This window comes from Providencia sp. PROV119, from assembly GCF_028482435.1.
GTDB lineage: Bacteria > Pseudomonadota > Gammaproteobacteria > Enterobacterales > Enterobacteriaceae > Providencia > Providencia stuartii.
On sequence record NZ_JAMPQL010000001.1, the window covers coordinates 394,312 to 421,096 of the forward strand.

Annotated in this window: 27 protein-coding genes and 4 pseudogenes; 22 read left to right on the forward strand and 9 right to left on the reverse strand. The window is 38.6% G+C overall.

The genetic code is table 11. From position 1 onward, the window contains the following. Nucleotides 1-93 precede the first annotated feature (93 nt). Nucleotides 94-285, forward strand: a pseudogene (locus tag PSF11_RS01760) (TraI domain-containing protein); the annotation flags it as partial. Between the two features lie 431 nt (nucleotides 286-716). Here PSF11_RS01760 and PSF11_RS01765 read toward each other — a convergent pair. From PSF11_RS01765 to PSF11_RS01775, 3 genes are all read right to left on the reverse strand, one after another. Further along, nucleotides 717-1,499, reverse strand: a complete 783-nt coding sequence (locus PSF11_RS01765) for a hypothetical protein (protein ID WP_115113548.1) — start codon at nucleotides 1,497-1,499, stop codon at nucleotides 717-719. A gap of 44 nt (nucleotides 1,500-1,543) precedes the next feature. After that, complete coding sequence (locus PSF11_RS01770) at nucleotides 1,544-2,416, reverse strand: hypothetical protein (RefSeq protein WP_115113547.1); 873 nt, start codon at nucleotides 2,414-2,416, stop codon at nucleotides 1,544-1,546. A gap of 176 nt (nucleotides 2,417-2,592) precedes the next feature. Beyond that, complete coding sequence (locus PSF11_RS01775) at nucleotides 2,593-2,718, reverse strand: hypothetical protein (RefSeq protein WP_258558223.1); 126 nt, start codon at nucleotides 2,716-2,718, stop codon at nucleotides 2,593-2,595. Between the two features lie 86 nt (nucleotides 2,719-2,804). Here PSF11_RS01775 and PSF11_RS01780 point away from each other — a divergent pair, with 86 nt between their 5' ends. The 4 genes from PSF11_RS01780 to PSF11_RS01795 all read left to right on the forward strand — a co-directional run bounded on the left by PSF11_RS01780 (nucleotide 2,805) and on the right by PSF11_RS01795 (nucleotide 7,481). Continuing rightward, nucleotides 2,805-3,047 carry a helix-turn-helix transcriptional regulator gene (locus tag PSF11_RS01780; protein ID WP_115113546.1) on the forward strand — a complete coding sequence of 81 codons (243 nt, stop codon included), beginning with the start codon at nucleotides 2,805-2,807 and terminating at the stop codon, nucleotides 3,045-3,047. A gap of 17 nt (nucleotides 3,048-3,064) precedes the next feature. Beyond that, entirely contained in the window at nucleotides 3,065-4,558 is a 1,494-nt protein-coding gene (locus tag PSF11_RS01785; RefSeq protein ID WP_115113545.1) for a YfjI family protein, read from the forward strand. Nucleotides 4,559-4,863: 305 nt separating this feature from the next. After that, on the forward strand, nucleotides 4,864-5,535 hold the full coding sequence (locus PSF11_RS01790) for an inovirus Gp2 family protein (RefSeq protein WP_115113544.1): 672 nt from the start codon (nucleotides 4,864-4,866) through the stop codon (nucleotides 5,533-5,535). A gap of 272 nt (nucleotides 5,536-5,807) precedes the next feature. Continuing rightward, on the forward strand, nucleotides 5,808-7,481 hold the full coding sequence (locus PSF11_RS01795; RefSeq protein WP_115113543.1) for a DUF262 domain-containing protein: 1,674 nt from the start codon (nucleotides 5,808-5,810) through the stop codon (nucleotides 7,479-7,481). 302 nt (nucleotides 7,482-7,783) lie between these two features. Here the strand turns inward: PSF11_RS01795 and PSF11_RS01800 are convergent, their stop codons facing one another. Next, nucleotides 7,784-8,977 carry a tyrosine-type recombinase/integrase gene (locus tag PSF11_RS01800; protein WP_115113542.1) on the reverse strand — a complete coding sequence of 398 codons (1,194 nt, stop codon included), beginning with the start codon at nucleotides 8,975-8,977 and terminating at the stop codon, nucleotides 7,784-7,786. Between the two features lie 376 nt (nucleotides 8,978-9,353). On the opposite strand from PSF11_RS01800, the pseudogene PSF11_RS01805 reads away from it, so the two are divergent. Beyond that, nucleotides 9,354-9,756: pseudogene (locus PSF11_RS01805) on the forward strand (tyrosine-type recombinase/integrase); the annotation flags it as partial. Here PSF11_RS01805 and PSF11_RS01810 read toward each other — a convergent pair. Beyond that, entirely contained in the window at nucleotides 9,682-10,086 is a 405-nt protein-coding gene (locus tag PSF11_RS01810; protein WP_014657971.1) for a hypothetical protein, read from the reverse strand. The pseudogene PSF11_RS01805 and the gene PSF11_RS01810 overlap by 75 nt on opposite strands. Nucleotides 10,087-10,590: 504 nt before the next feature. Then, nucleotides 10,591-10,854: pseudogene (locus PSF11_RS21225) on the reverse strand (transposase); the annotation flags it as partial. Nucleotides 10,855-11,313: 459 nt separating this feature from the next. Here PSF11_RS21225 and PSF11_RS01815 point away from each other — a divergent pair. From PSF11_RS01815 to PSF11_RS21170, 14 genes and pseudogenes are all read left to right on the forward strand, one after another. Continuing rightward, nucleotides 11,314-11,862, forward strand: coding sequence for a tyrosine-type DNA invertase (locus PSF11_RS01815; protein WP_014657972.1), 549 nt, complete (start codon nucleotides 11,314-11,316; stop codon nucleotides 11,860-11,862). Nucleotides 11,863-12,262: 400 nt separating this feature from the next. Further along, a complete protein-coding gene (locus PSF11_RS01820; protein ID WP_004918238.1) occupies nucleotides 12,263-12,577 on the forward strand; it encodes a helix-turn-helix domain-containing protein in 315 nt (104 codons plus the stop codon). Nucleotides 12,578-12,587: 10 nt separating this feature from the next. Next, a complete protein-coding gene (locus PSF11_RS01825; protein WP_272682729.1) occupies nucleotides 12,588-12,818 on the forward strand; it encodes a helix-turn-helix domain-containing protein in 231 nt (76 codons plus the stop codon). A 180-nt stretch (nucleotides 12,819-12,998) separates the two neighbouring features. Then, entirely contained in the window at nucleotides 12,999-13,535 is a 537-nt protein-coding gene (locus PSF11_RS01830) for a fimbrial protein (RefSeq protein ID WP_014657973.1), read from the forward strand. 67 nt (nucleotides 13,536-13,602) lie between these two features. Beyond that, entirely contained in the window at nucleotides 13,603-14,139 is a 537-nt protein-coding gene (locus tag PSF11_RS01835) for a fimbrial protein (RefSeq protein WP_014657974.1), read from the forward strand. A 91-nt stretch (nucleotides 14,140-14,230) separates the two neighbouring features. Beyond that, entirely contained in the window at nucleotides 14,231-16,900 is a 2,670-nt protein-coding gene (locus PSF11_RS01840) for an outer membrane usher protein (protein WP_072502956.1), read from the forward strand. A 57-nt stretch (nucleotides 16,901-16,957) separates the two neighbouring features. Continuing rightward, nucleotides 16,958-17,746, forward strand: a complete 789-nt coding sequence (locus tag PSF11_RS01845; RefSeq protein WP_014657975.1) for a fimbria/pilus periplasmic chaperone — start codon at nucleotides 16,958-16,960, stop codon at nucleotides 17,744-17,746. 39 nt (nucleotides 17,747-17,785) lie between these two features. Then, nucleotides 17,786-18,394, forward strand: a complete 609-nt coding sequence (locus PSF11_RS01850; RefSeq protein WP_040132977.1) for a fimbrial protein — start codon at nucleotides 17,786-17,788, stop codon at nucleotides 18,392-18,394. Between the two features lie 10 nt (nucleotides 18,395-18,404). After that, complete coding sequence (locus PSF11_RS01855) at nucleotides 18,405-18,941, forward strand: fimbrial protein (RefSeq protein WP_014657977.1); 537 nt, start codon at nucleotides 18,405-18,407, stop codon at nucleotides 18,939-18,941. 10 nt (nucleotides 18,942-18,951) lie between these two features. Continuing rightward, complete coding sequence (locus tag PSF11_RS01860; protein ID WP_014657978.1) at nucleotides 18,952-19,449, forward strand: fimbrial protein; 498 nt, start codon at nucleotides 18,952-18,954, stop codon at nucleotides 19,447-19,449. Between the two features lie 2 nt (nucleotides 19,450-19,451). After that, nucleotides 19,452-19,970: a fimbrial protein gene (locus PSF11_RS01865; RefSeq protein WP_004918259.1), complete on the forward strand. Its 519-nt coding sequence runs from the start codon at nucleotides 19,452-19,454 to the stop codon at nucleotides 19,968-19,970. 18 nt (nucleotides 19,971-19,988) lie between these two features. After that, entirely contained in the window at nucleotides 19,989-20,519 is a 531-nt protein-coding gene (locus PSF11_RS01870) for a fimbrial protein (RefSeq protein WP_004918261.1), read from the forward strand. Between the two features lie 6 nt (nucleotides 20,520-20,525). Continuing rightward, on the forward strand, nucleotides 20,526-21,392 hold the full coding sequence (locus PSF11_RS01875; RefSeq protein WP_004918264.1) for an MrpH family fimbial adhesin: 867 nt from the start codon (nucleotides 20,526-20,528) through the stop codon (nucleotides 21,390-21,392). A gap of 83 nt (nucleotides 21,393-21,475) precedes the next feature. After that, nucleotides 21,476-21,622: pseudogene (locus PSF11_RS21170) on the forward strand (phage antirepressor Ant); the annotation flags it as partial. A gap of 377 nt (nucleotides 21,623-21,999) precedes the next feature. Here the strand turns inward: PSF11_RS21170 and PSF11_RS01880 are convergent. Together PSF11_RS01880 and PSF11_RS01885 are read right to left on the reverse strand one after the other, a co-directional pair. Continuing rightward, entirely contained in the window at nucleotides 22,000-22,404 is a 405-nt protein-coding gene (locus tag PSF11_RS01880) for a DUF2251 domain-containing protein (protein WP_036943657.1), read from the reverse strand. A 284-nt stretch (nucleotides 22,405-22,688) separates the two neighbouring features. Beyond that, a complete protein-coding gene (locus PSF11_RS01885; RefSeq protein ID WP_072502957.1) occupies nucleotides 22,689-23,576 on the reverse strand; it encodes a PhzF family phenazine biosynthesis protein in 888 nt (295 codons plus the stop codon). 638 nt (nucleotides 23,577-24,214) lie between these two features. On the opposite strand from PSF11_RS01885, the gene PSF11_RS01890 reads away from it, so the two are divergent. Then, nucleotides 24,215-24,883, forward strand: a complete 669-nt coding sequence (locus PSF11_RS01890; protein WP_014657981.1) for a hypothetical protein — start codon at nucleotides 24,215-24,217, stop codon at nucleotides 24,881-24,883. A gap of 750 nt (nucleotides 24,884-25,633) precedes the next feature. Then, a complete protein-coding gene (locus tag PSF11_RS01895; protein WP_004918277.1) occupies nucleotides 25,634-26,086 on the forward strand; it encodes a hypothetical protein in 453 nt (150 codons plus the stop codon). A gap of 166 nt (nucleotides 26,087-26,252) precedes the next feature. Here PSF11_RS01895 and PSF11_RS01900 read toward each other — a convergent pair whose 3' ends face one another. Beyond that, nucleotides 26,253-26,633: a hypothetical protein gene (locus PSF11_RS01900; protein WP_072502958.1), complete on the reverse strand. Its 381-nt coding sequence runs from the start codon at nucleotides 26,631-26,633 to the stop codon at nucleotides 26,253-26,255. Between the last annotated feature and the right edge of the window lie 152 nt (nucleotides 26,634-26,785).

The following is a 26,785-nucleotide window of genomic DNA, read 5'->3' on the forward strand; positions in this document are numbered from 1 at the left end:
CAAACACCAGGATACGTTTGTCAAAAACTCAAATCATGAATAGTGCCTGATACGAGCTCAGTATGTGGAAATTGATTTGGTGATTTTTTGAAGATCATTGACACCAGTGGCACACCTGTTGAGATAAAAGAGCTTGAACCAAGGTGGCGTGTTGCAGCAGCCTTCGGCGTTTTGTTCCATGATATTGGTAAGCTCGTATCAGACTATTCCCTAACAGACGAAGATGGCGGCTATCAGTGGAACCCTTTTAAAAGGCAGATAGCGCCTACTACCTGCCTAAGCAGCTTCTAGTACTGACTATAGCCTAGCCATATGGGGAATGTGGAAACAACACGAAAGGATAGGTGAGTTAAACACTAAGAATTCCGAATTGCTTGTTGAGCTGACCGAACAAGTCAAAGTCAATGAAGATTATCAAGAACGCGTCCAATCCCTCCATCAACTCGATACAAAACATACTCAGGAATTAGCTAATGCAATAATTCAAATTGATAAGATAAGTTGCGTAACTCTATGATATTTTTTTGCTCTATAATATTCCTCCCTGCCATCAAGTAGGTATTGCCCAACTTAAAAATCATAAAACGAATTAATAACAAGTTAACGGGCCGCCCACTAGCCAATAAAATTTAAAATAGAAGGTATACCCTGCAACAGCTGCTACATGTAGCAGCTGTTGCAGGTGCATTGATTGACATGAATAAGATTGAAGGTGTTTAGTTATCTTTATTAGTCTGTTTTTCTTTCACGATGAGTAATGCGCGACGTAATGTTTCTCTTTCTTCATGTTCATCTTTTGATATTCCTGTAAATGATAATATGTTTGGAAGTGATTCGCCATAACCCGCTAGATTTTTATATAAATAAGAAAGGCAACCAAGGCAATTATATAATGTAGCCTCATTGAGTATACCTATCAGATTATCATTGGTTTCATGTTTCGTTAATACTTTATTTTGAATGATAAGGCTTGCCAGTTCTTTATCTGTAAGCAACATTTTCTCCTGAAAAAAAGCTTCCCTTAATTTTTTAAGGGCGAGCTCAACCGAATCGAGAAGCCCATAAACGGATTGTGGGGCAATGAGCTCGGAGTGATCATTATCATAAATAATCATTTTTTTTATCATTCTATTATATATCATGATTGAATGCAGAACTGTTTGGTTGTTGGGATCATTAATTACAGGGTTTTCTTCTATATCAGAAACTGACTGAGTGGAATTTTTAATGTCGGGTGTAACAATGATATATTCAGTATATACACCTTGATTTGTTAAAATAGGATTGATATAGGAGAGTAATGACCCGTATCGAATCGATTTTGGTTCAAACTTTATCTTTAATGCGAGATTGATAATAGCGAGTGTAGATGTAAAAAAACCTAATGGGAATTCTTCAAATGAGATTTCGTTAATAACCTCTCTTATGTTATCTAACTCGTTAGCGTAAAGTAGCTCAAGAATATAAGGGATTTCTTTGTATAATTTAAGAGATGGCACTTCGTCACAGAGCTCATCTAAGTATGATGATAATTCAAAAATGCTTATTTTTTTAGGGAAAACTCAGATAAGTTTATGGAGGGTACAAGAGTAGGTAAAGGCAGATGAGATTTATTTTCAAATATAAAGTTTTCTAGAATATTAAGAATACCGTAACAATAACTAGGGATACATTGACACTCACATTCAGGGCCTTGGCCGCAATCACAGTCATCTTCACAACTAGGGATATCTATTTTCTCGTGAGAAATTAACACCTCGATATACTCATACAGTGCATCTTCTCCCAAAAAAATAGGATCATTTTTAACATTTTGGTAAAGATACCGTTCTAAATAGAAGAGAGGATCTGGCGCTTCAAGTTTATCTTCAAGTAATTTTTTATAATTTGATACAAGTGGCGTCAGTAGGTGAGTGATTTTTTGAAAGGCGAGCAGGACACTAAGAGAAGTATAAGCGACTCTCAATTGCTCAAATTGGGTATCGTGTGGTTTACCTATCTCGCTCGCTTCTTTTTTGCAAGCATCAATAATCGTATCGATGTTACAAATTGTTGTGAATGATGAGGTTCTTATGTTGTTAATTGAGGTTGTAATTTCAAAAAGATTAACAATGGGGTTGAACGCTAATGTCTTGATGTAGTATTTGAGATAGGCCCTCACCCCTTTACAGAGCGATTCGAGATTATTGTGATGATTGTCGTAGTATTCACTCAGTATAAAATGATGGATATGACTGTAAAAATGTAATTGTTCTTTATCGACGGAAAGACTCAGCGTTTTATACATATCTAATGCCACAATGGCCGGTATGGTGGCTTTTGTATATTTTTTTAATATTTCTTTTTTTTCTAAATTAGACACAACGTATTGAGCAATCAATGCGTTATACAGTTGCTCATATTTATAGAAAAACATCTGTCTTTCTGTCTGAGTAAAGACTGCTTTGCTATCGATGATATTAATCAATTTTTGATATGTTTCTTTAGTATTGATGTTGTCATCACCATATTCCTGCGTTTTCAGATTACCTGTTTTTGCAAAAAAATCTTGATGTAATGAAAAATTTTCAATTTTTCTCTGGTTAGCTAGATTTAGCGTTTTATATTTTTTGTTTTTATTTTTTTTTCTTTTGTGTTGATTTTTTCTATTCTTTCCTTATTTAAAACTGTTATGTCGTAGGCTGTTAACATGATATTAGCAAAAATATGGGTGTACATGACATTCTCCAGTTGGTTTCCAATTTTCTACGAGGACATATTGCCAGATGATGTGGAAAATGAATATCTCTTAAGAACGTGAATCAATGGAGAATCAAATACATCATCTAAACGAAAATATGAATCAGAATAATTTGCGTATACGTATTTTACGTATGACCGAATTGACAGTGATGCTTGGGATATCAAGATCTAGTATTTATGAAAAACTTAATCCTCGTTCTAAGTACTACGATCCAGATTTTCCTAAACCTATCAAACTTGGTGCATCATCAGTTGGCTGGCAATACGCTTCAGTTGAAAAATGGTTAACTTCAAGAATGGTTTAATCAATAAGGCGGATGAAATGTCACAAAAAAATGAAGAGTTATATTTAAACATAGAGAAATTACCAGATTATTTTCAACGCATGATTGAGCTAGTACATATAAAAACAGACGCGGCGGCTGAAATTATTTTGCCTACTCTTTTAAGTGTGATGTCCTTGTCGTGTCAGGATAGCTTTGATATTGAACCGATAAGTGGACGAAAATATCCACTGTCACTTTATCATGTTGTTTTGGCGAGGTCGGGGTGCCGAAAATCTACTGTTTATAAACTGCTCACAAAAGCAATTTCAGAATTTGAGCAACAACTCGAACAGGATTTTTATATTGAAAGAGATAATTATGAGCGGAGTCTGGTGCTATGGAATATAAAATTTAGCGCATTGAATAAATGCTATCAAAAAGCGCTGAATCAGGGAATAAAAGTGAATGAAGCTTTTTTGAATTTAGAAGAGTGCCTTGTTCAAAAACCAGTAGCACCAATAAAAAAACGTTTAGTAATCAATGATTCAACAAGTGAAGGTCTGGCTCAGGAGTTGGGGGATGGATATCCCGTATTGTCGCTGATGTCAGATGAGGCGGGTGAATTGTTTGAAAGTAGTTTATTGCGAAAAACACCATTACTAAATTCGCTTTGGTGCGCAGAGGGGAAATCGGTAAGCCGAGCATCTAGAGATAACTATGTCATCAAAGATTGCCGTTTTAGTCTGTTACTCATGGTCCAGCCAGCGTTATTTGACAGCTTTATGGATAAAAAAGGAAAGAAAGCAAAGAGTTCAGGTTTTTTAGCTCGCAGCTTATTAGTGGATCTAGATCAAATTCAGCAATTATGTGAGATAAAAAATGTTTCACATTCAACTGAATTAAGTCTAGCAGATTTATCGGCTACGTTGATAAACCATTTACAAAAAGGAATAAAACGTCGGGAAAATGACGAAGAACGCCATTGTATTACTTTAGCACTCGATGCCCAAGGGGCGTGGAATGGCTATTATCAAACTGTTAAAAAGATGATGGAGCCTGGTGGGGAATTACATGCTTATGATGATTACGCATCGCGCTTTATGGAGCATGCTTCTCGAATTGCTGGAGTGATGCAAATGTTTATGACACCCGATTCCACTGTTGTTACGTTGGAAACGCTGGAGTCGGCAGTCTATATTACTCAGTGGCATCTTAATCATTTTATCAAAAAAATAGATGATTTTAAGGAAGTCAGTGATGCTGAAAAACTCCTGTTATGGTTGGAAGAACATCTTGTCAGCAATAAATCATATGATTTTCGGCGAAATGATATCATTAAAAATGGTCCCTATTCACTGAGGCGCTCAGACCGTTTACGACCAGCGTTAGAAAAATTACAGCAGGAAGATAAAGTCCAATTATTCGAAAAGAATGGCACTCACTATGTCAAGTTTACGGGGGCAAAAATGGAGCCTAAAGTACTTGCAGAACGTTTAAATATACCACTGAGTCATCGAGGGATATTTATGCTCAATAACTCACCAAGATAAAGGATAACTTCAGAGTTATTTTGAATAAAATCAGTGAGTAGGATTATATCACCAAGCGAGGTTTATTGCGGCTTTGGGGAGGGTTGAGTCTGTCTTTTATTAAATGGAATGATGTCGGTATAGGTAATATATAACATCTTACCAAATACAATACTAATTTATAACAATAACACCTATCAATCAACAAAGCAATGTTTATTTAATCACCGTACCTATTGTGTCTATAACTCACTGTGTTATGGATGCGATAGGTACTTAAACACGAATACAGATATCGCTATTTCTATGATAGTAAGGTAATGAAAATGTCAGCTTATGCATTAACTAAAACAGAATTGGATCAACTGATAACTATCGCGAGTGATCGCTATGATTCCTCGATATCGTATTATATCCTCCGTCGATTACTGGCTGTGGTTGAGAATACACTAGAACACCATAACCGAGTATTTGCAATCCGAGTTGATTTACGATTCGCTCAGGATAGTAGTCCTGATGCCCCAGATATGCCTATATGTTTTCAACGCACGGATGAGCGAGCCATTACCCGTTTTATCGAGTCACTAAAAAGCCAACTGAGAGCCGCACATCATCGTACGGGGCGTTCAGGTACACCAGCACTCCCTTATTATGCTTGGGTAAGAGAACGTAATGAAAGTGAATATCCTCACTACCATTTAGTTTTGTTATTTAATCGAGATATATACGGCTATTTAGGCAACTATTTACAAGATGATGCCAATAATATGGCGACTAGAATACAACGGGCATGGTGTAGCGCCATTGGCTTAGCGTACCCAGACTATGCACCATTAGTTAACTTTCCAGAGAACCCCGTATTTCGATTTGATAGACGAGATGCTCTGGCCCGTCATTCTAATTATTTTGATTTCCTATTACGCATGACGTATCTGGCTAAAATGAATACCAAGGAGCTCATTACTGACTTTAGAAACTTCGGAACCAGTCAGGTTTAATTGAGAGGCATTAGCTCAGACTGGAACTAACAGGTTTTGTTGGGTAGAACATAACTAAGCCTGACCGGCTGGTCTGAGCGAAAAGCGGACAGCCGGGTAAACTCGTTTTTGGAAATTTCTGAGTTATGAATGCCATCAGTGTCTGCCTTGTTCACATAAATAAAAATATAGGAAAACTCTATATCAGTGGCCAGTTTTAGTGAGCCACTACAATATGATATGATTAAATTTTTGATATTAAACACTGTGTAATGTTTAGTATTGGGAGTGACATGAACTTTAATCAAACCACAGTATTGGCTTTCTTTGAACCCTCCAAGGTTAGTTACGAGATCCCTGTATACCAGCGGGCTTATGCTTGGGGAGAGAATAACTGGAATGAATTCTTGTCAGATCTTTATGAGCAAGTAGATGGGGAAAACAACTATTTTTTCGGGAATATTCTTCTTGAATGCGTTGAAAAGAACAAGTTATACGAAATCATTGACGGCCAGCAAAGGGTCACTACCATTACTATATTTGTTCGCTCTCTACTCAATGTATTAAAGACACGAGATGACCTGTCAGAGCATAATTTTGACATTGAAGACACTGAAGAAGCTTTCATCAGAGATAAAAATATTAAACTCCGCCCAGTTGAATATGATCGAAGTTGTTATGACTGCTTAATTGTCGAAAATCACGATCAGTTTGATGCTTATTCTCCATCACAAAAGAAACTACTTGAAGCGAAAGCATACTTCACTAAACAACTCTCTAAACTTGATACCGCACGCCTTGTCAGTATCCAAGATAAGCTTGAAAATACCGACCTTACCATCATCGAGTTGGAGGGTAAGAAGGATGCGGCTCTGATGTTTGAACTGGAAAATAATAGAGGCAAAGAATTGACCAATATGGAAAAGGTCAAATCGTATTTCATGTATCAGATGTACGTGAATAGCCCTGCTGACGATGTTGATAACAATATCGAATTTGTATCGAACATATTTAAACACATTTATCAGAGAATCAACAATATAGAGCGGATTAATGAAGATAGTGTTCTGATTTACCACAACAATGCGTATATCAAGGGGTATGCCTACCGCACTTTGGATGACTTGAAGGAAGCTTTCCGTAACAAAGATGACAAAGTTACCTGGATAAAAGGGTACGTTCGAAGTTTAAACGATTCATTTGTGGCCATAGATAAGTTACAACATGAAAAGAGTCTGTATGCGAAAAGGCTGTTTAAACTTGGGATCCCCGCGTACATTTACCCATTCATTATTAAGGGCTACCGTTATAACTCTTCAGATCTCCCAACTCTTTTCCGCATTCTTGAAGTGATAACCTTTAGGGCTAAGCTCATCAATAGTCGGGCAAATATCCAAGAGCGTCTCAATGAAATTCTGCTCTCCTACGATGGCAACAATGCTGTCTTATCAGAAAAAATAGCAAGTAAGCTCAACGATACGTGGTATTGGAGTGATGCAAATATGAAGAACTATCTACATGGCGGGATGTACGGAAATAATGTACTAAGCTACCTGCTTTGGAGCTACGAGAGTTATCTTCAGAGAGCTGGATATTCAGTCGAAGGGTTCAAGATTACCAACCAACAAATTGAACATATAGCACCGCGCACGCCTACTGATGGAAGTCCTCTCGAAACAGGATATGAACTCAATGAGCAGGGTGAATATTCCGAGGACTTTAGCTCTGAATACCTCAATTGTCTTGGCAACCTGATGCTCATATCAGGGTCGCACAATGCGTCCATCGGAAACAAACCATTTGCCGATAAGTTAATGTCTTACAGAAAGACCCCCATTCTTAACCAACAGGCTGAGATTGCTTCTTTCGTTAAAGATAGCGAGAACCCAGTGTGGGATTGTGAAGCAATAGATAAACGGCATAACAAAATCGTAGACTTTGCGATCACTGAGTGGTCATTTCGGTAAAGGGTAACCAGCCATTATCCAGAATCTATTGAGGCTGGATAGTGGCAACAGGCGGTTCATATATGTCGCAAAGTTATGAAGAAGTACAAGCCAACTGATTTTCAGATATTTACCCTGTGATTTTGTACCTAATTATTTGCAAAAATCGATAGTAGATTAAACTCCTATTAATAAAGTCTAGATGGTTAAAATCGGTCAGATTTGGTGTGGATTTGCCTGTAGTGACATAAGTTTTCTACAGCCCATGCCTTCTATTGTTAATAAGAGATAAAAGAGCTAGCCATATTGGCTAGCTCTTTAGTTTAAGGCAAGAGATAATCAGCCCACGCTTGCATCATAGGGCGTCGCTGATCTAATAGGTCCGTTCGGTGATAAGCTGCTTCCACTTTATTTTTGACTGTATGAGCGAGTGCTCTTTCAGCTAAATCCCGAGAATAGCCATGCTCAGAGCACCAATCCCGGAAAGTTGAACGAAAGCCATGTGCTGTTGCAACGCGGTTAGGATTATCGCTTGGGGCTTTCGTACGCCGTAAGAATGCAGTGAGCACCATGTCGGAAAGGACAACTTGTTTTCTGGGGGAAGGAAAAACCAATTCATCATGTAGCCCTTTTAAGCTATGGAGTAGCGACATAGCTTGATCCGATAAGGGAACTCGATGCTGCATGCCAGCTTTCATTCTTTCGGCTGGGATAGTCCAAACTCGTTGTTTAAAATCAATTTCTCCCCATCGCATGGCTCTAGCCTCTCCAGAACGTGAGGCGGTGAGTATGACAAATAAGAGTAAGGCACGAGTGACATTGTATCGTTCATCTGTGGATACATAGGTTGCAATATAAAGAGGGAGTGATTTCCATGGCATTGCAGGTTGATGTTCGGTACGGATACTCACGCTGATTTGTTGTGGTAATAAATGGGCGACCACATCGACAGGGTTAGCAGAACAATAACTATGTGCCCATGCCCATTGCATAACCGCATGGATACGTTGTTTGACGCGAGAGGCAGTTTCGGAGCGAGTTAACCAGATAGGGCGTAATGTGTCAGCTATATCAGCGGGGGCAATGGTATCTAATGTCATTGAGCCGATAAATGGAAATACATATTGTTCCAGTGTAGTGATCCATTGTTTACCGTGTTTTTCATTTTTCCAGCCAGGAAGTAATTCAGTATGAAGTTTACGAGCAGCATCTTCAAAAGAAGGGATTGATGGCTTCTCGGAAATTGATTTTTTGAACTCAAGGGGATCAATACCTTTGATTATTTGCTCTCTCATTATTGAAGCAATATTTGACACTTCTGAAATTGTGATTTCTGGGTAACTACCTAAACCCGCATTTCGGCGTTTTTGTGTTACTGGGCTCATATAGCGAAGTACCCACTTTCCTCTTCCTTTTGTTGATGATGGATGTAGAGTAAGGCCGGTGATACCGCCATGAGGTAATGGTTTATCCCCAGGTTGTATATTCTTAGCTTTGGTATTGGTTAATAAAGCCATGGTGAATTTATCCTAAGGTTGAGTATGCCATCTGGTATGCCATTATTGTTAGGCTTTGTATGGAGAATATTATACATGTTTGGATTTGAATTTAAATAATCCATTGATATTCCGTTACTAATTGAATAGCTCTGGATGGGGTTGGATTTATATTAAGCGGACTCCTCCTCCGCCATCTTCACTTCTAATCAAGTCTACTAAAGTCTCCTAACCTCAGTTAAATCAAGCATTCTAGCTAAATCTCACTCTACCAAAGTCTACTAACGTCTTTCTAAATCTCTACAATAATTTGTTGCGTAGTTTTTTATATAGAATTTACCTCTACAATATTAGTGACTTATGAAGCTAACAAATATGCTAATCAAGTGTGCTTACACGCCGACCTCATATTGTGCCGCTATCAGAGCAGGTGATTGATTTGCTGAAACAGACACATCCCATCAGTGGCAGTTATCAATATATATTCCCTAGTCGCACTGATTATAGAAAGCACATACCAGATATGGCACTGAATACGATGATTAGGCGCATGGGCTATAGTGGGCGAGCCACAGGCCACGGCTTCAGGCACACAATGAGCACCATCCTACATGAACAAGGTTATAACACTGCATGGATTGAGACACAGCTAGCACACGTTAATAAACTCTATTCGTGGAACGTATAATCATGCTCAGTATATTGATGGGCGTAGAGTGCTAGGGCTACTTTGCCAACATCGCCTTCATCCAAGAGTCAATCTGAGATGGCGGTATATGAATACCTGCTTGGGGATCTGACAGGACTCCATCAGTTAGCTTTACAAGGCAGTATGCGGATATTACAGCTGCTATCAATTCAAGCGGTCGGTTACCAACTGAGAATAAAATACAGAAATCAGCTGTAGGTATATTAATTTCTTTTTTATGATCATCATCCATAAACCATGAGCCGTATTCAAAGCCGGTAATCTCGTTATCTAATTGATAAGGAAGAAAACCAGAAAAGGTGAGTAAGTCAAAATCAGTATCCATAATCAGTGATTTATTAACCTTGGCTATTTCCGCCTGCCACTCGAAAGGTGATGGGAGTGACTTAGAAGAGAGGTAAACGTTAAAATCTTGAGACATAGATATTACCCTAGCTAGCATGTTTTTCATTTTAGCCTACTAAATACTATTAATTGAGAAAAGGCTTTTAATAGGAAAATAATTTTTAATAACCATAAGCAAACACGGTGTGGTTATTTTGATATCAAAAAGACTCATAGTAATAACGTACCAAAATGGTACTGTGATAAACCACGGTGGTACTATTGATTGGGCTATATAAAACCTAATGCTTGCCATTGACCAAAATTAGATTGGATTGATTAATATCTTTGTTATCACTAGTGTTTTATGAGTATGCAGTAGGTACATCTTCGGTTTCAAATTAAAGCAAGTTATACAGCATTTACTATGATGGTATGAAGGTGAGTAAATCAAAAATGAGAAAAGCGAAATCAACCAGAATCACCACATCAGGAACGGTAATAAAATCCCCTGAGAGAGTTAAAACAGCTACAGGTAAAGTTATGGCCACAATGACTATTCAGGCTGAGAGTGACAAGCGTAGTCCGTACTTTCATAACCATGTTGGTTGGCTTTAATAAAGGCATATTTAAGTCGGATTGACTTGCAAAGTACAACGCGGCTTTTTTAATGTATCCTGCTTTTTAGTGACTCTTTGTAACTCTTTTTTAAGTCGCAGAATGTTATCACTTTCAATAGATATAATTTGATATTGCGAAGAGTCTGGCTATATTTTTTAATCCATGCGTAAAGACTATGCGTTGTTGTGCTCAGTCGGTTAGCCGCGCGGGCTATACTATGTCCTTTTTTCGTGATTTGCTTCAATTTTCAATTTTCAATTTTCAATTTTCAATTTTTCTGGATATTGTTTGCTGCTCATAAACACCTCTCTTTTCGCTATTTTGTCTAACTAAAAGGTGTCTATCAAGTCGGTGGCTATTCAAACAGAATGCGGTAAATAAGGTAGTTATATAGGCACTGTTGCAAAGTTTTACTGAGATTAATTTCTCTACTATAGATTGTCATTCAGATGATCAAAAATCCAATATATTGTGGCTATAACGATTCATTTTTTATAAAAATCAAACTTTGCAATAGTGCCAAAATAATTAACTAAATATAAAATTTAGTTAATCTCTCTTTTATTACCCTAAATATGGGTTTTAAGTTGTTTTTTATTTTTGTATATGGGCTGAAAAAATTATATTTATCTAAAAAATTAATATGTCAGGTCGATTGATTTAGATATAATTGCCCATTTTTTGACTAAATGGGGAAACGTTCATGTCCACTCGTAAGTATTTAACCCAACAGGAAATATCTCGACTTTTAGCTGCTTGTCATTTGTCGCGACATCCCGAACGTAATTCTTGCTTAATTTATATGTGCTTTATACATGGTCTAAGGGCAAGCGAAGCCCTATCGCTAAAATTATCTGATCTTAACTTAGAAAGTAATGAGCTTTATGTACATCGTTTAAAGAATGGTTTTTCAGTTAATCACCCACTGATTGATGAAGAGATCCCTCTCATTAAAGCTTGGCTAAAAATTAGAAATACATGGAAAGGGAAAGAAAGTCAGTGGTTATTTTTATCTGAAAGAGGGACTGCCATGACTCGTCAGCGCTTTTATCAACTTTTTTCACGACTTGGTGAGCTAGCTGAACTAACTCTAGGTATTCATCCCCACATGTTACGACATGCATGTGGTTATGCATTAGCGGATAGAGGCGCCGATACGCGTTTAATTCAGGATTATTTGGGGCACACGAATATACAACATACCGTAAGATACACAGCAAGTAACCCAGCAAGATTTCGGGGAGTATGGTGAGATAAAGGCGTTAAAAGGGTTGTCAAAATGCACCAAATTGACAAACTTAATGAATTAGGTGCATCTTAAGCTAAATGAAAATACACGTCAAATACGTGGCGTGTAAATAACGCTATGTATATATTACTAAAAATAAGTACATTCCATTATTAAAAGATCATTGAATTTATTAATTTTTTCACACGCTCAAGCTCTCCATAACACTTCAAACTTACACATTGTAATATTTTGAAATGTTTTATTTAGAACAATCAACCGATAGTTTTAAAAATAAAAAATAAAATCAAGAATTTCAGTTGATTAATGAAATGTTTAACTATCAATATGCAACTGTTGTCAATTTGGTGCATTTTGACAACAGTTAAATTAGTAAATCATTCAGTTTCATGAGGAGGATTTTATGCAATCTAACTTATCTCCTAAAGAAATTGTTGGGAGCAATATACATAAAGCTCGCCGAGCTAAAGGGCTAAGTGGTTCTGAGTTAGCTGATTTACTTTTATGCTCTCAGCAACATGTTTCACGTATTGAGCGCGGAGTTATTCGACTACACCTAGAGCAGATTAAGCAAATTGCGAACTCGCTTGATATTGATATTAATTGTTTATTAGATGGCGTTGGATTTCAAAATAACTCAATAAATTATATCCATAATATGGAATGTTATTTTAAAGCTGAAGGATGGTTTTCTGGAACTAGTCAATTTATGAAATAGGCTTAACCTTATGTCAGGAAATATAATAAAACCAACATTTAATATTATTGTAGGAAAGAAAATAAAAAGATACAGAAAAGAAATGAATTTAACTGCTGAGGAGTTAGGGAGATATATCGGCGTAAGTCAGCAGCAAATTTCCCGTTATGAATCAGGAGGTAACCATATTAATATTGATTTTCTTTCTCAATTATCTGAGTTATTTAAAGTACCAATTCAAGTTTTCTTGATAGAAGACTAAATATGTTATTTTAATTATTAATAATTAAATTTTAATTTTTAGCATTTGATTTTTTTAAAATCAAATGCTAGTGCTCTGCTTTTTTCCAGTTCATTGCAAATAGAGTGTCTGCAATGAGCAATGAGCAATAAAAATTGACACTCATTCTTTATTTAACAAAAAACATAGGACTTTATATTCATGAAAATGAAATCTATTGCAATGGCAACTTTTATGGCTCTGGGATTAGCTTCTGCAGCAAATGCAGCGGATCAAGGCCACGGTAAAATAACGTTCAAAGGCGCTATTATCGATGCACCATGCTCAATCTCTCCTAACTCAATCGACCAAACAGTTGAATTAGGCCAAATTTCTAACATGGCATTAGTTGATGGCGGTAAATCAACTCCACGTCCATTCGAAATCACTTTAGATAATTGTGATATCACTAAACTGGCTAAAGGTGTTCAATTAACCTTTAGTGGTGCTGCTGCATCTTTCGACAATACCAATAAAACACTGGGTATTGTTGGTACTGGTGCTGGCGCTGGTGTTCAGATCACTAATGGTAGCGGCAATGTGGTGACTTTAGGAACAGCTACACCATTCCAACAAATTCAAAATGGTAACAACACACTGAATTTCGCTGCTTACTTAAAAGGTAATGGTGGCGATATCGACACTATCACTGCCGGTGACTTTAGCTCAGTAGCGGATTTCACTTTGTCTTACGAGTAATTCATCTTGAGCCAACAAATTAATTTGTTGGTTCATTCCGACTGAATTGGGTGTAAGAGAGGAAGCAATGAATCATTCGATAACCAGTGGAGTGTTTTCATTGATCTTAAGTATAGGCACGTTGACTGCGGTATCAACTGCACATGCTCAAGGCTCAGTGAGTATGAATGGAAGCATTATTGAAACAGCATGTGCAATTGATGTCGGCAGCCGTGATCAAACTATTGATATGGGAAGTATTGCACTGACTCAAATTCGCCGTGATGGACAAGGACCTGCTCGCCCTTTTGTTATCCGATTAGTGAATTGTGTTCTTGAACGCCAAAATCCTGACAAACCGAATTGGCAATACTTTCGCGTAACATTCGATGGCTCCCATGACAGGGGGTTATTTGGTGTAAACGGACAAGCTCAAGGTGTTGGATTACAAATTCAACGTGAGGGAGATGGTGAAATTGCCATACCAGGCCAAGGAATGTCAGTGAGCGCACTAACAGCTGGAACAAAAGATCTCACCTATCGGCTACGGTTGGTGGCGAATAACCGCCCATTGGTATCAGGCCAATACTACAGTCAATTACGCTTCAAACTGGATTATGAATAGTCGGTTCCTCTTATAAATGAAACTCCCTTTGTAGGATGAGCTTCGTGAGCGAAATGACATTACGGATAAAAGAACGCAAAAGAAGGTCGAGATGATGACCCTGAATTTCATTCACACGCCTGTGTTACAGATAACTCGGCCTTGCAGATTAGGGCTTTTAGTCGCGTTGGCTATTAGCTTTGGTGGTCACGCATCCGATATTACATTTAATATGGATATGCTAGACGTCAATGATCGTAACAACATTGATCTAAGCCAATTTGCGCGTCCAGGCTATCTCATGCCTGGTGAATACAGTTTTACGGTCTTCTTAAACAAGCAAAGCATGCCGGAAGAAACTGTCTTTTACTATGCACCTGAAGGTGAGTCGAATGAAAGCCTCCCTTGCCTGAGCCCTGCTTTAGTTGAAAAATTCGGTATCAAACCTGAATTGATGTCGACATTGAAGTGGTGGCACGAAGGACAGTGTTTATCACTTGAAAGTTTACCCGGAACTGAAGTTAAAGCCGACCTTGCGACTTCGGCTATGTATATTAGTTTGCCGCAAGCCTACCTCGAATATACCGCTGAGAATTGGGATCCTCCTGCACGTTGGGAAGAAGGATTACCCGGCGCATTGTTTGATTACAACTTAAATGCACAAGTGGGCCAACAAACCCGCTCAGGACAACAAACTAACTACAGTACCAGCGGTAATGGGGTTGCTGGTGTTAACTTGGGTGCTTGGCGTGTTCGTGCTGACTGGCAAATGCGTATTGATAAGCAACAAGGGCAAAGCACGACCACATCACTAGATTGGACTCGTTATTATGTCTACCGAGCAATCAAATCCTTAGGCGCAAAACTCACCTTAGGTGAGGATTATTTAACCTCTGATATTTTTGATAGTTTCAGGTTTACAGGGCTTAGCCTGATTACCGATACCAATATGCTACCACCTAATCTACGTGGATACGCACCAGAAATTACTGGGGTAGCAAAAAGTAATGCAACCGTCATCGTGAGCCAACAAGGACGCATTATTTATCAAACTCAAGTCGCTGCGGGCCCATTTCGTATCCAAGACCTAAATGATGCATTAGCTGGGCAAATCGATGTTGAAGTTAAAGAACAAGACGGCTCAACACAGAATTTCACTGTAAATACTGCAAGTGTTCCGTATTTAACACGTCCGGGGCAACTGCGTTACAAATTAGCCGCAGGGCGCCCAACAAATTGGCGCCATCATGTTAGTGGCGATACCTTTGCAAGTGGCGAATTCTCTTGGGGGGTTAACAACGGCTGGTCACTGTATGGTGGTGGAATTGGTGCAGAAAACTATGCATCCGCGGCTATAGGGATTGGTCGTGACTTAATGGTATTCGGTGCATTGTCATTTGATGTCACTCATGCTCGGGCGCATTTAACCAACTTAAGTGGTATTGACGATAAGACGTATCGTGGGAGCTCGTATCGTTTAAGTTACTCTAAACGTTTTGATACCTATAACAGCCAAGTGACATTTGCAGGATATCGATTCTCTGAGCAAGGTTTTATGAGTATGTCTGAGTATTTGGATGCGCAGGAAACAGGTGCTCGCCAATACAACAGCAAAGAAATGTATACCATCTCTTATAACCAACAGTTTTCAGAGTTAGGGCTGAGTGCGTTCATCAATTATTACCATCAAACCTATTGGGATCAACCCGATAACGACCGCTATAGTATTTCGTTAGCGCGCTATTTTGATATTGGTAAATGGAAGAATCTTAGCCTCAACTTGACGGCCTATCGAAATCGTTATCGTGAAAGTAATGATGATGGCGTATATGCGTCACTCACAGTGCCTTGGGGTGAAAAAAGCTCCGTTAGTTATAACAGTAGTTGGGATAAAAATGATAACTCACAGCGTGTGAGTTACTACAGTACCATCGATGAGAGAAATAACTATCAGCTAAGTACCGGATGGGCGCGTTCAGGTGCGCTCGTGAGTGGCTATTACACTCATCAGGGAGACTTAGCACAGCTCAACGCAAACGCAACTTACCAACAAGACCGTTATCGATCTGCAGGGTTCTCTTTGCAAGGTGGTTTCACCGCAACAGAGAAAGGTGCCGTACTACATCGTGGTAGTCAAATTGGTGGTACTCGCATATTTGTTGATACCGATGGTGTGCCTAATATCCCATTACGTGGTTACGGCTCCATTGTACGTACTAACCGCTTTGGACAAGCCGTTATTAGTGACGTGAATAGCTATTACCGCAACCAAATTAGCGTTGATTTGAATGCATTACCAGATGAAGCACAAGTGTCTCAATCTATAAAGCAAGGCACTTTAACAGAAGGGGCAATTGGCTACCGTCAATTTGATGTTGTCGCAGGAAATAGTGCGATGGCGTTGTTAAGGCTATCGGACAATAGTACACCACCTTTCGGAGCAATAGTCTTAAACGGTCGTGGTCAGCAAGTCGGTATGGTGGGTGATGATGGAAATACCTATCTCACTGGTTTAAATGCAAAAGATACCTTGCAAGTTCGTTGGGATGACCAAGTGCAGTGTGAAATCACACTCCCTAATACCTTGCCAGAAGATGATTATTTACAGGCAAGCTGGTTACTACCGTGCCACAAACCGGGAGCAAAAGCCGCATCGCCAGCGACCATAAAGACACAATCAGCCAGTCGTGCATTAGAAGCAATGCCGAAAACAGCAGAACTTGTTGTGCCTGTTGTTGAAAGAATGGCGCCAAAGGGACTAAGTCGCTGGTTACAAAAATAATAAAAATGGTGGTACGCAAAGAGCGATGAGTGTTCCTTAACCATAGAAGATAACAATATGATGAATAACATGATGAAAAACAAATTGATGAACAAAAAAAATGCCCATAGAGCAGTATTCGCATTGGCTAGCGTTGTGTTGACTTCAACAACGCTATCTTCTGCTCAAGCAGCAGTTGCCTTAGACAGAACTCGAGCGATTATTACAGGAGATGAAAAATCGATCAGTTTAAATATCAGTAATGAAAACAAACAATTACCTTATCTTGCTCAAGGTTGGGTGGAGAATGAGAAAGGTGAAAAAATAAGCGACCCATTTACGGTATTGCCACCGGTGCAGCGTGTTGAACCAGGGGCAAAAAGCCAAATCAAAATCCAAGCGCTGCCAAGTGCTGCTGCACTGCCGCAAGACAGAGAATCCGTGTATTACTTTAATTTGCGTGAGATTCCACCAAAAAGTGATAAGCCCAATACACTGCAACTGGCGTTACAGACACGTATCAAATTGTTTTATAGACCGAAAGCAATCATTCCGACACGTGAGCAAATGGATAACCCATGGCAGGAAAAAGTAACTCTTACGCGTCAGGGTAACCAGTATACGATTAATAACCCAACTGCCTATTACGTTTCTTTTGTCGATGCTGTTCCCAACAAAAATGGACAAACGGTCGCAGGGTTTGAGCCAGTGATGGTGGCACCAAAAAGCAGCAAAGCACTGAACGTCAGTGCAGACGCATTAGGTAATAAACCTGTGCTGACCTATATCAATGATTACGGTGGTCGTCCAACACTGTCGTTTACATGTCAGGGAAATAGCTGCCATGTGGTACCTGAAAAAAAATAGACTGATTTGAAATGCGCGATGAGATAGCAGGAGAATATCATGACAAACACAAGCAGGATGCTCCGTTATGTGGGCTTAGGAAGTTTAGCGCTGAATTTATTCAGTAACATGGCGATGGGAACAGCCCTAAATAAAGTTGATAACTGGGATGTAGATGGTTCACATGGCACGCTATATGTCCATGGAGCCTTGACGGAAAGTGCTTGTCGTTTAGCAATGTTATCAGCATATCAAACTATTAATTTAGGTACTGTGGGAACAGGACAGCTTCAGCATGTCGGGCAAACAGGTAACCCTGTTGCGATTGAGCTGCGTTTAGAGGATTGTTTAAGTGGTGAAAGCCGCAGCCGCACTGCACAGGGGAATCTTTTGTGGAGCCAACAAATGCCGTCAATGAAGGTCCGCTTTTTGGCTCCTATAGATATTCAAGACCCGCGCTTGGCAGCTGTTATCGGTGTTCAGGGGATTGGCCTGCAATTAAGTGATGCAGCGGGTTCACCAATTAACTTAGGTGAGTACAGTACACCACAGTTGGTTTCACCTGGGCAAAACCAATTAACTTACTATGTAACGCCAGTACGTACCTCTGCTCAACTAAATGCTGGAGCTTATCAGGCGTTAATTAGATTTCAGGTAAGTTATGAATAGGAGCATGGAGATGAGAGGAGCTTATTTTTTTACTATAGGCTTGAAAGCGTGTGTTCTAGCTGAGGTAATTCTCTTTGGTACTCTGATTTCACTCAGCTTTTCTTACAATGCTATCGCTGCAAATCTAAGCTCTAATATCCAAATTCGCGTGACGGTATACGGTGAGCCGGAATGTACCCTTGGCGGTGCAACAACGACCTCTGTAGATTTTGGCGATATACATCAGGCAAAGATTGATGGTGCTTATGGGCGCTCACCTATTAATTATAACTTGATATGTAATGGCTTATATAAGAATACATTAAAGATGACGCTGAAATGGACTGATAGGCAAATTAATGGTGAGTCATCCGTGACGACCAATCTCCCGAATTTAGGTATTGCCATTTACCGTGATGGAACCCGCCTTAGTAATGGTGCGACATTCAATTTTAATTATGGGAGTTCGCCTGCTTTGTATGCCGTCCCTGTTAAACCTACAGGCGTAAACTTAACATCAGGTGGGGATTTTACGGGCAATCTCACGATGGTATTGGATTACCAATAGGATGATATCAATGAAATTATTCCGTTATCTTCTCTCGGTCTGCATGATTCTTAGCCTGTTTAGCCAAAGCCAAGCAGCAACACTTGGTATCCAGCTAAAAGGTCGATTATTGGTGACACCGCCCGTGTGCATTTTGAATAACAACCAGCAAGAAACTATACATTTTGGCGATATATTGCTTCCACGTATCGATGGAGTTCAATACAAGCGTACTGTACCAATGAGACTCAGCTGCACAAATCTAGCGAAAAACGCTATAAAGCTCACGCTTGTCGGCGATGGAACATCATTTAATAGCAATGGCGCATTAAAAACGAGTAACCCAAAACTCGGGCTTTCCTTTTATGTGAACAATGCTAAGCAAGTTATTAACCAGCCTTTCAATGTGTTATATACAGCGCTGCCAACCTTGGAGGTTGCTCCAGTAAAAAACAGTGATGCCAATTTTACGAATACCGATGGCGGATTTTTTACAGCGCTGGCAACACTGAAAATTGAGTATCAGTGAGAATGATTATGTGGAATAACAATCAAATTAAGCATTGGATGGCAGGATTTATAATGGTGATGTCCATATCTTCAGCGCAAGCAAATTGGGCTTGGGCATTTGATGGCACGTTAATTATTCCTCCTGTTTGCCAATTAAGCCATGACGACCCGATAAAAGTTTCATTTGGTAAAGTCGGTGTACGAAAAATCAATGGTACCGCCTTCAAGCAACCTATTCCTTTTCAATTAAATTGTGTTGGCGATATGACACAACCGTGGGATATCAGCTTGATATTCGGAGGAACACCTGCGGGAAGTGGATTTGATAATGCGACATTAAGAACGGTGACACCGTTGAATAATGGCAAATTAGGAATTCAAATTCAGAAAAATGGCCAACCTCAACCATTGAATGAACCCTTTTTGATTAATGCGGCTTCACTACCATCCCTTTCAGCAGTTCCTGTCATGCGATCAGGAAGCGAGCTCGTAGGGGATAATTTTACTGCATCAGGCACGTTAACCATTATTTTTGAATAGGAGGCGGCAGTCATAACTATGAATATTAAACGTAATATGAGCTTTGCCTTTGGCTTATGGTTTTTGGGGGTCACTGCCACTTTTTCTGCAAATGTGGAATTTGATGGCACGCTAATTGAAGATGCTTGTGACGTTTATCCTGGCGACGAATCGATTGAATTAGATTTCGGTACGATAGTGGATAAATACCTGTATTTGAATACTCAAACAAATAGCCAGCCTTTTACCATTCGCTTAATCAATTGCGATTTAGCATTAGGCCATGAAGTGAAAGTCACATTTATGGGCGCAGAAAGTTTGGCTTTACCTGGTTTATTAGCGTTAGATGCTGGAAGCCAAGCAACAGGTGTGGCGGTTGGTATTGAAAGTATTTCCGGTACGGCAATCAAAATTAATAGTGGCAGTTATACCCAAGGGTTGTATGCCGGAAATAATAATGACCTACGATTTCAAGCGTATGTGAGAGCTGAGCCAGTTGCATTGCAAAATAAATCAATTGTGCTTGGTTCATGGGCTGCGAGTGCCACGTTCAAATTAGATTATGAGTAAATCATTATGTATGCGAAAAAAGCAAAAATATACGGAATGTTAAATACAAGCCGTTTGAGTATTTTATTATTAATCATCGCATTAGCGTCTCTATTTCCTTCTCGCCCTGCCAATGCGATTGCGTATGTAATGCCTGTGAGTATGACCTCTGGAGCTTGGCCTCGTGTTGCGATGGACATTCTTTCTTGGAGTGAAGCAAGTGGTGTTACTAACCCTTGTTATGGATCAACCGAATGTTGGGTAGGCCCTGATGTTCTGTATGCATCTGGTGCGCCGTCGTTGAGTGGATCTTGCTTAGATTATGGTAACTGCATTCGAATTAACCAGTATCGAACAGCGGAAGAAGTCGCAGCGGCTTTTCGTAGCGCAAAAGGAATTCCTTATCGTGCATCGTTTGTCATTGATAGCCCAAATGCAACTTGTATTGGATTATTCTATGTTAACCATAAACCAACCCCAGGCGTTAGGAATGCAATCCAGTGGCCAGGTAGCGTCTGTGGTAAAATCCCACCTACAAATCAAACATGTAGTATTTCTTTGCCTGCTTTTGTTAATCACGGGGCTCTCAGTAACACAAGTTTGAATGGTAAAACAAACTCAGTTTCTGGCAATATCACTTGTACACAGGCTACAAATATCAATTTATTTGCTCGTTCAACCACGGGTGAGCGTTATGTATATTTAAATTCGACTTCTAACTTTTATTCAAATCCATTAATTAACAATCAAAATGGCTGGAATGGCGTGAACATGAACATTTCTGGAAATAATGCGGCGAATTCATTTACATTCACTTCTGAATTACATGCATCAGGAACGGTAACACCTGGGTATTACACTGGAAATGCAGTCGTCATTATTGCATTTAATTAGTTAATCAAAACCTTCGAACCCAATTCACTGACTTGATAGTTGAGCTTTACTGGTAGTTATGGGGGTAGTGTTCTTTTTATTGTATGAGTGCGGATCAATTGAAATTACTGGCTTATTTAGAAGCTCGTAATTGCGCTTTCCTTGATATAGATACACCCTCAGTACAAAGAAAGGATCAATTGACTGAATTGGCACAACGTTGGTTAGTTCAACGTTTGGAGGAGAATTAACGAACCACCTGCTAAACTAATAATTCTTTGCCATTGGTTGAGGAGTTCGTAGAGTTTTCGGACTCCATAAAAAAGGGTAGCTATTTAGCTACCCAATTCGGCCAGTTCTTTAACTCAATGCCACGGCTTTGTAATTCTTTTCTGATTATATGCTTAATCCAAGCCGATACAGACGATGTCCACTCCCTACTAATTGAGACACACCCATTTAGAATTTTCTAGTTGCTGACAATTTGCGTTTCAGTAAAACGAACGTTTTCATAACGGCTTCTGTAATTTTTGGGCAGAAACTCTAATTATAGCTATCTTATTTTAGGGGAAGTGGACAGTTGAGATATCGTTTTTTAAAAAGTAATAACTAAAAAATGCCAGACGCGTTACTTAAAAAAATCATGAACAGTATCATTCCATTCGTGTCCTAAAATAGACCATTTATGATTTGTTGGTGGCGGAAAACCACTACGACAATACCCATTTTTAGTCTCAAAATTAAATATACCATGTGGGTAATTATTAATTAACAGAACGCACTTAAGACTATCTTCTGACCAGCCAATTTTGACATCAGATGGAATGTTTCTATCTGAAATATCCTCTACATTGTAAATATGGAGGGCGTCCTGAATTGGGTTGCCGTCAGCAGATTCATCTAGCGCATAGAAGTATCCTGTTTCTCCATCATCTTCAAATACAGCTGCAAATGTACCTTCAGGGGCCAAACTTTCGATTACTTTTTCCTGCCCCACGATAATTTGCTCTTGAGCTGTAACTAGTATTGTCATATGCGGTTCCTTAATTTATGCACCTGTAAAGTAAAAAAACTGTCAAAACTCAGTATAGAAAAAGCTCGTCATATGTAAAAATATTTATCTTACAATCCTACATATGTATAAATACGCTAGTCTTAGTGGTGGCAGTTTTTGTTAGGGATTCATTTTATTATAATCGCTCAAATCTATTAATACCTGAATTTAATCGGTAATGAGTGGAAATGCCTATGGCTGTTTCTCCATTAGTGCAAAACGTTATCGACGGTTTACTTGGACGATAATTGTGATGTGCTTGATTAAATACTAATTACTCTTGTACCAATCATCGTGGCTTGCCCTCCAACTCTAACACGACGAATCGCCTGTGCTTGTCTATCAATCGTCACTTGGATCATCGAAGAACAGCCCATTGCTCGCCCTTGCTCTAACAGAAAGTGAGTTTCATTAGGTAAGACATGATTGACCAAATAGCACCCTAGCGCGCCGCTGGCACTGCCAGTTGCCGATTCTTCATCTATGCCATATAGAGGGGCAAAATTTCGGCAGTGGGCCGTGATGGGGGCATGGTGGCTCAGCTCAAAGACATGGAAACCGATAGTACCGAATTCACGACTTAAGTTTGCGATAGCGTCATGATCGGGGTGCAGAATATCTAATTGGCCAGCCTGCACGGGAATGATGATATCAGGCAAACCTGTTGAAATGATTTCAATGGGAAAGCCAGTTCCTGTAATAGCCTCGGGCCGTATACCGATGGCAGCGGCGATATCTTCAACATCAGGCCCATGCCGCATGATAGGTAAAGCTTGATCCATGACGATACTGTCAGGACTGACGGTTACGTTTAGAATACCAGCTTTGGTTTTTTGTGTATAAGAGCCTGGTGTAATCAAATTAAGTGAGGCTAGAGTGAAAAAAACGGCTAGTGTTGCATGCCCGCAAAAATCGACTTCCCCTTCCGATGTGAAAAAATCCACTTCAAAATCCGTCTCCTCGCCAGTATAGACAAATGCAGTCTCGGAAAAACCAACTTGACGTGCGATAGCTATTTTTTGTGCAATGCTTAGGTTTGGGGGATTGAGAACCACCCCAGCAGGATTACCGCCAGAATTATTCTGGGTAAATGAGTTCACAAGGTATACCTTGACGCCGTGCTCAACCGAGTATGTTGCCTCGTTTTGCATTAACTGCTCCTGTGTAATAAATAGGTTCTATACGTTTTGTGTATCGTTAATAGGTTGGATATCTTCAATGTGAGGTTGGGCATGGTCGCTTTTGTGTCGTGCCTAAAACATAAAATAGATTACATAGACGTTGCGGTAGCTCGGAAAAGTACCAATATTTTCAAAGCAACCCTGCCCCAATATACCCAGATATTTTTCAATGCCACAGACAGCTAAATGCTTTCTCTGACCATCAAGCCTTTTATTATTGTGACAGAAACCCTTTCTATCATCTTTTTAGGAAGAAAGCTTGTAAAAACTAAAATGCTCGGACTTGTGCAGCTAAAGTAACATATAAAGCATCTCGATTTATGGGAGAGGTGCAATATTAGCTAGTACAACGAACGTTTAACTCAATATCAGCGTCACTCACCTCTTTCATCATATTGTTTGTCGGTATATTAATTAACATAAATGGAATTTTGCTATGAAAGAGTGGGGTAAAATCATCGATTAACTGCAATATTAAGAATAACTAGGTGATAAAAGATAATCGCATTTTACTGTTACTCGACAATAACTTGTTGGTCATTATTAATAAATGTAACATTCGGTATGTAAAATATTTTATTATTCTGTCCATATAGGTATTTAGTTAAATGAGAAAATTATCAGTCTTATGTGTTTGTATGGTTGCCTTATCGGGATGCGCAGTTACGGAATATAACTATACCCCTTCTTCACATAAGGTGAGCGAGCCAAAAATAGGAACTGTAAACACGATAAGTATTGGGCAACCCTTAGTAAGGGATGGAGTAATTAGTGAGATTGATGGGATCAAAGTGCTCGATTCAACTCAGATAGATTTAGCCTATAAAGTGACGCCAGGAACCTTTAAAAAGGTAGGGGAAAGCGATAAAGGTGATTTTTATATGCCTACGAATACGAATGATTCTGGTAGTGTGGTCGTTGAAGTTATTGGGCAACCATGGACTTCATTATTAGTAAAAAAAGAGAGTCATGAGCTATGTGTCGTCACCGAATTTAATGTCTTTATCTGTAGCGATAAGGCTAAATTTGATAAGGTGAAATTAAGTAATCCTGCAGGAAATTCCTTTGAAGAAGCATTAATTTTCAATGGGAAAAATGGTGACTCTGTAAATATAGGCTATAGGCAAATAGGTTCTAATATTGAAAACCAAGGCTTTAATAATGATATCCAGTATGATTTAAAGAAAAGTAATATTATTTCATACAAAGGCGCAAAAATTAAAGTGCTTGATAGCTCAGAACAATCAATAACATATGAAGTATTAAGTCATTTTTAGCGTCAAGTTATTTTCGTCAAACAGCCCGTACAACGGGCTTATTGGCATATATCTTCTTTAATGCTGTCTCAATGAAAGGCTACTTGCTAAATCATAGAACTTGTCATAATTTTTGATAGATTAAAACTAGGGGGATCGATATGAAAAAAGTGATAGACAAATTATTCGTGGTCGCTACATTTTTGATTGTTGCTTTATCCTTTATTTTTGCTAACGGTCTACCGTTTGATCCTACTGAAAAAAGCGAGCAAAAATAATTTTCAGAGAGTTTAACAAAAGGTCACTATAGTGAAGTGGCCTTATAAATCTACCACATGGGCTTCTGTTATAGGTCATGACTTGAAGTTTACAACAACAAATAACCGTCACTTGTAGAGTATACTCATATTTTCGTGTTATCTCATATACGTATCTTATAGATGATGTAAGTTTGGTGTTTTTAAACGTAATCTGATAATGACCTATGGGGCAGAGGAATAAAATCTTTCCTAGCGACTTTTTTAAACATATTAAATGAATGCCAGTCAGTAGGTTATCTAATTGATTTTATACTCCTTTGGTCAAATAACGATAATTAAAATGTTATAGGAATGTACTGGCTCAATATGAAAGTTATCATTTATTGAAGCTAGATTATGAAAAAATTACAGCCCACTAATGAAAGGAAGTTATGAAATACGAAATGGTGACAGTAAGTTAAATATCCTGTATTCTTGTCTAAAATTTTTAGTAAGCTGATAAGGATATTAAGTGAAAAAACCTATTTCATTATGGATAATTCAGATAATTATTATAATTAATATATCTTCATTTTTGTTTTATTTTTTAAAAAACACATCTTTTTTATTTGTTGTTTACAAGATGAACATTCCTCTTTACTTGAAAATTGAAACTTACTTCTTTAACGCAATCATGTTATTAGTATTAGTCATTCAAGTTGCTGCTTTGTATTTATCATTTAAAAGAAATCGGTTAGCCAGAATATTTACCTTATTAGGATGGTTTTGTTTTCTTATTTCATTCTTATATTCTAATTTTAGTGGTGGGTGGGCCAGCATCCCAGAAGGTCCTATTCGTTATGATAGTGATCTTGAAAGGTTGGGGGCACTTTGGGGGAAGTATGAGGAAACTGCATTATGTTTGCTGTTAACTGCATTTTTGTGTTTTTCAAAAAAAATGAAACAGTATTTTCAATTTAACTAGTTCCTTCTTATTTTCTTAAGAAACAACCTTAATTTAAGGTCTTAATGATAGATGTGTTGATAGAGTTGGTGTTTTATGTTGTTGAAAAAACAGTACATTTATATGTTGATTTAGAGACGGCGTATGGTACTTCCACATGCGTAAATAAAGATGAATAAACGTATATTCACTGCAAATTTTCTAATTCGACAATTCTATCTATAACAGGTGTTGTGACATTATTCGCATATTCAAAAGTGTCGAGATAAATAATGTTTTTTCTGTCGAATCCTTTTCTATAAAACATGTATTTCAAACCTAGGGCGCAGACCAGAAGTCTAGCACCTTGTTGAATAAGTTTTTTTATATCTGATTCGGTGTCATCTCGGTAAACATGCCAGTCTAAATTTTTCTGTGCTATCGCTTTTTGTAGGGCTAATATATAGTTATCTTCGGTATATAAATTAAACAAAGCGCCGAAAATACCGGAACCTGTTACCCCTTGTATAGGGTTTCTGCCAAGTATAGGGCTAGGCATATAGATAAAGTATATTTTTTTCTTTTCCATTGTTGAATTATCAATATCGTAATATATAAACGTACCACACTGACTAGGAACATTGATATAAATTTATGCTAGTTTCAACCCTACTGATGGATTGAAATAACTGTTTTTGACCTTTGCTTGTAAAACATCACCTCTATAGCTAAAGAGGGGAT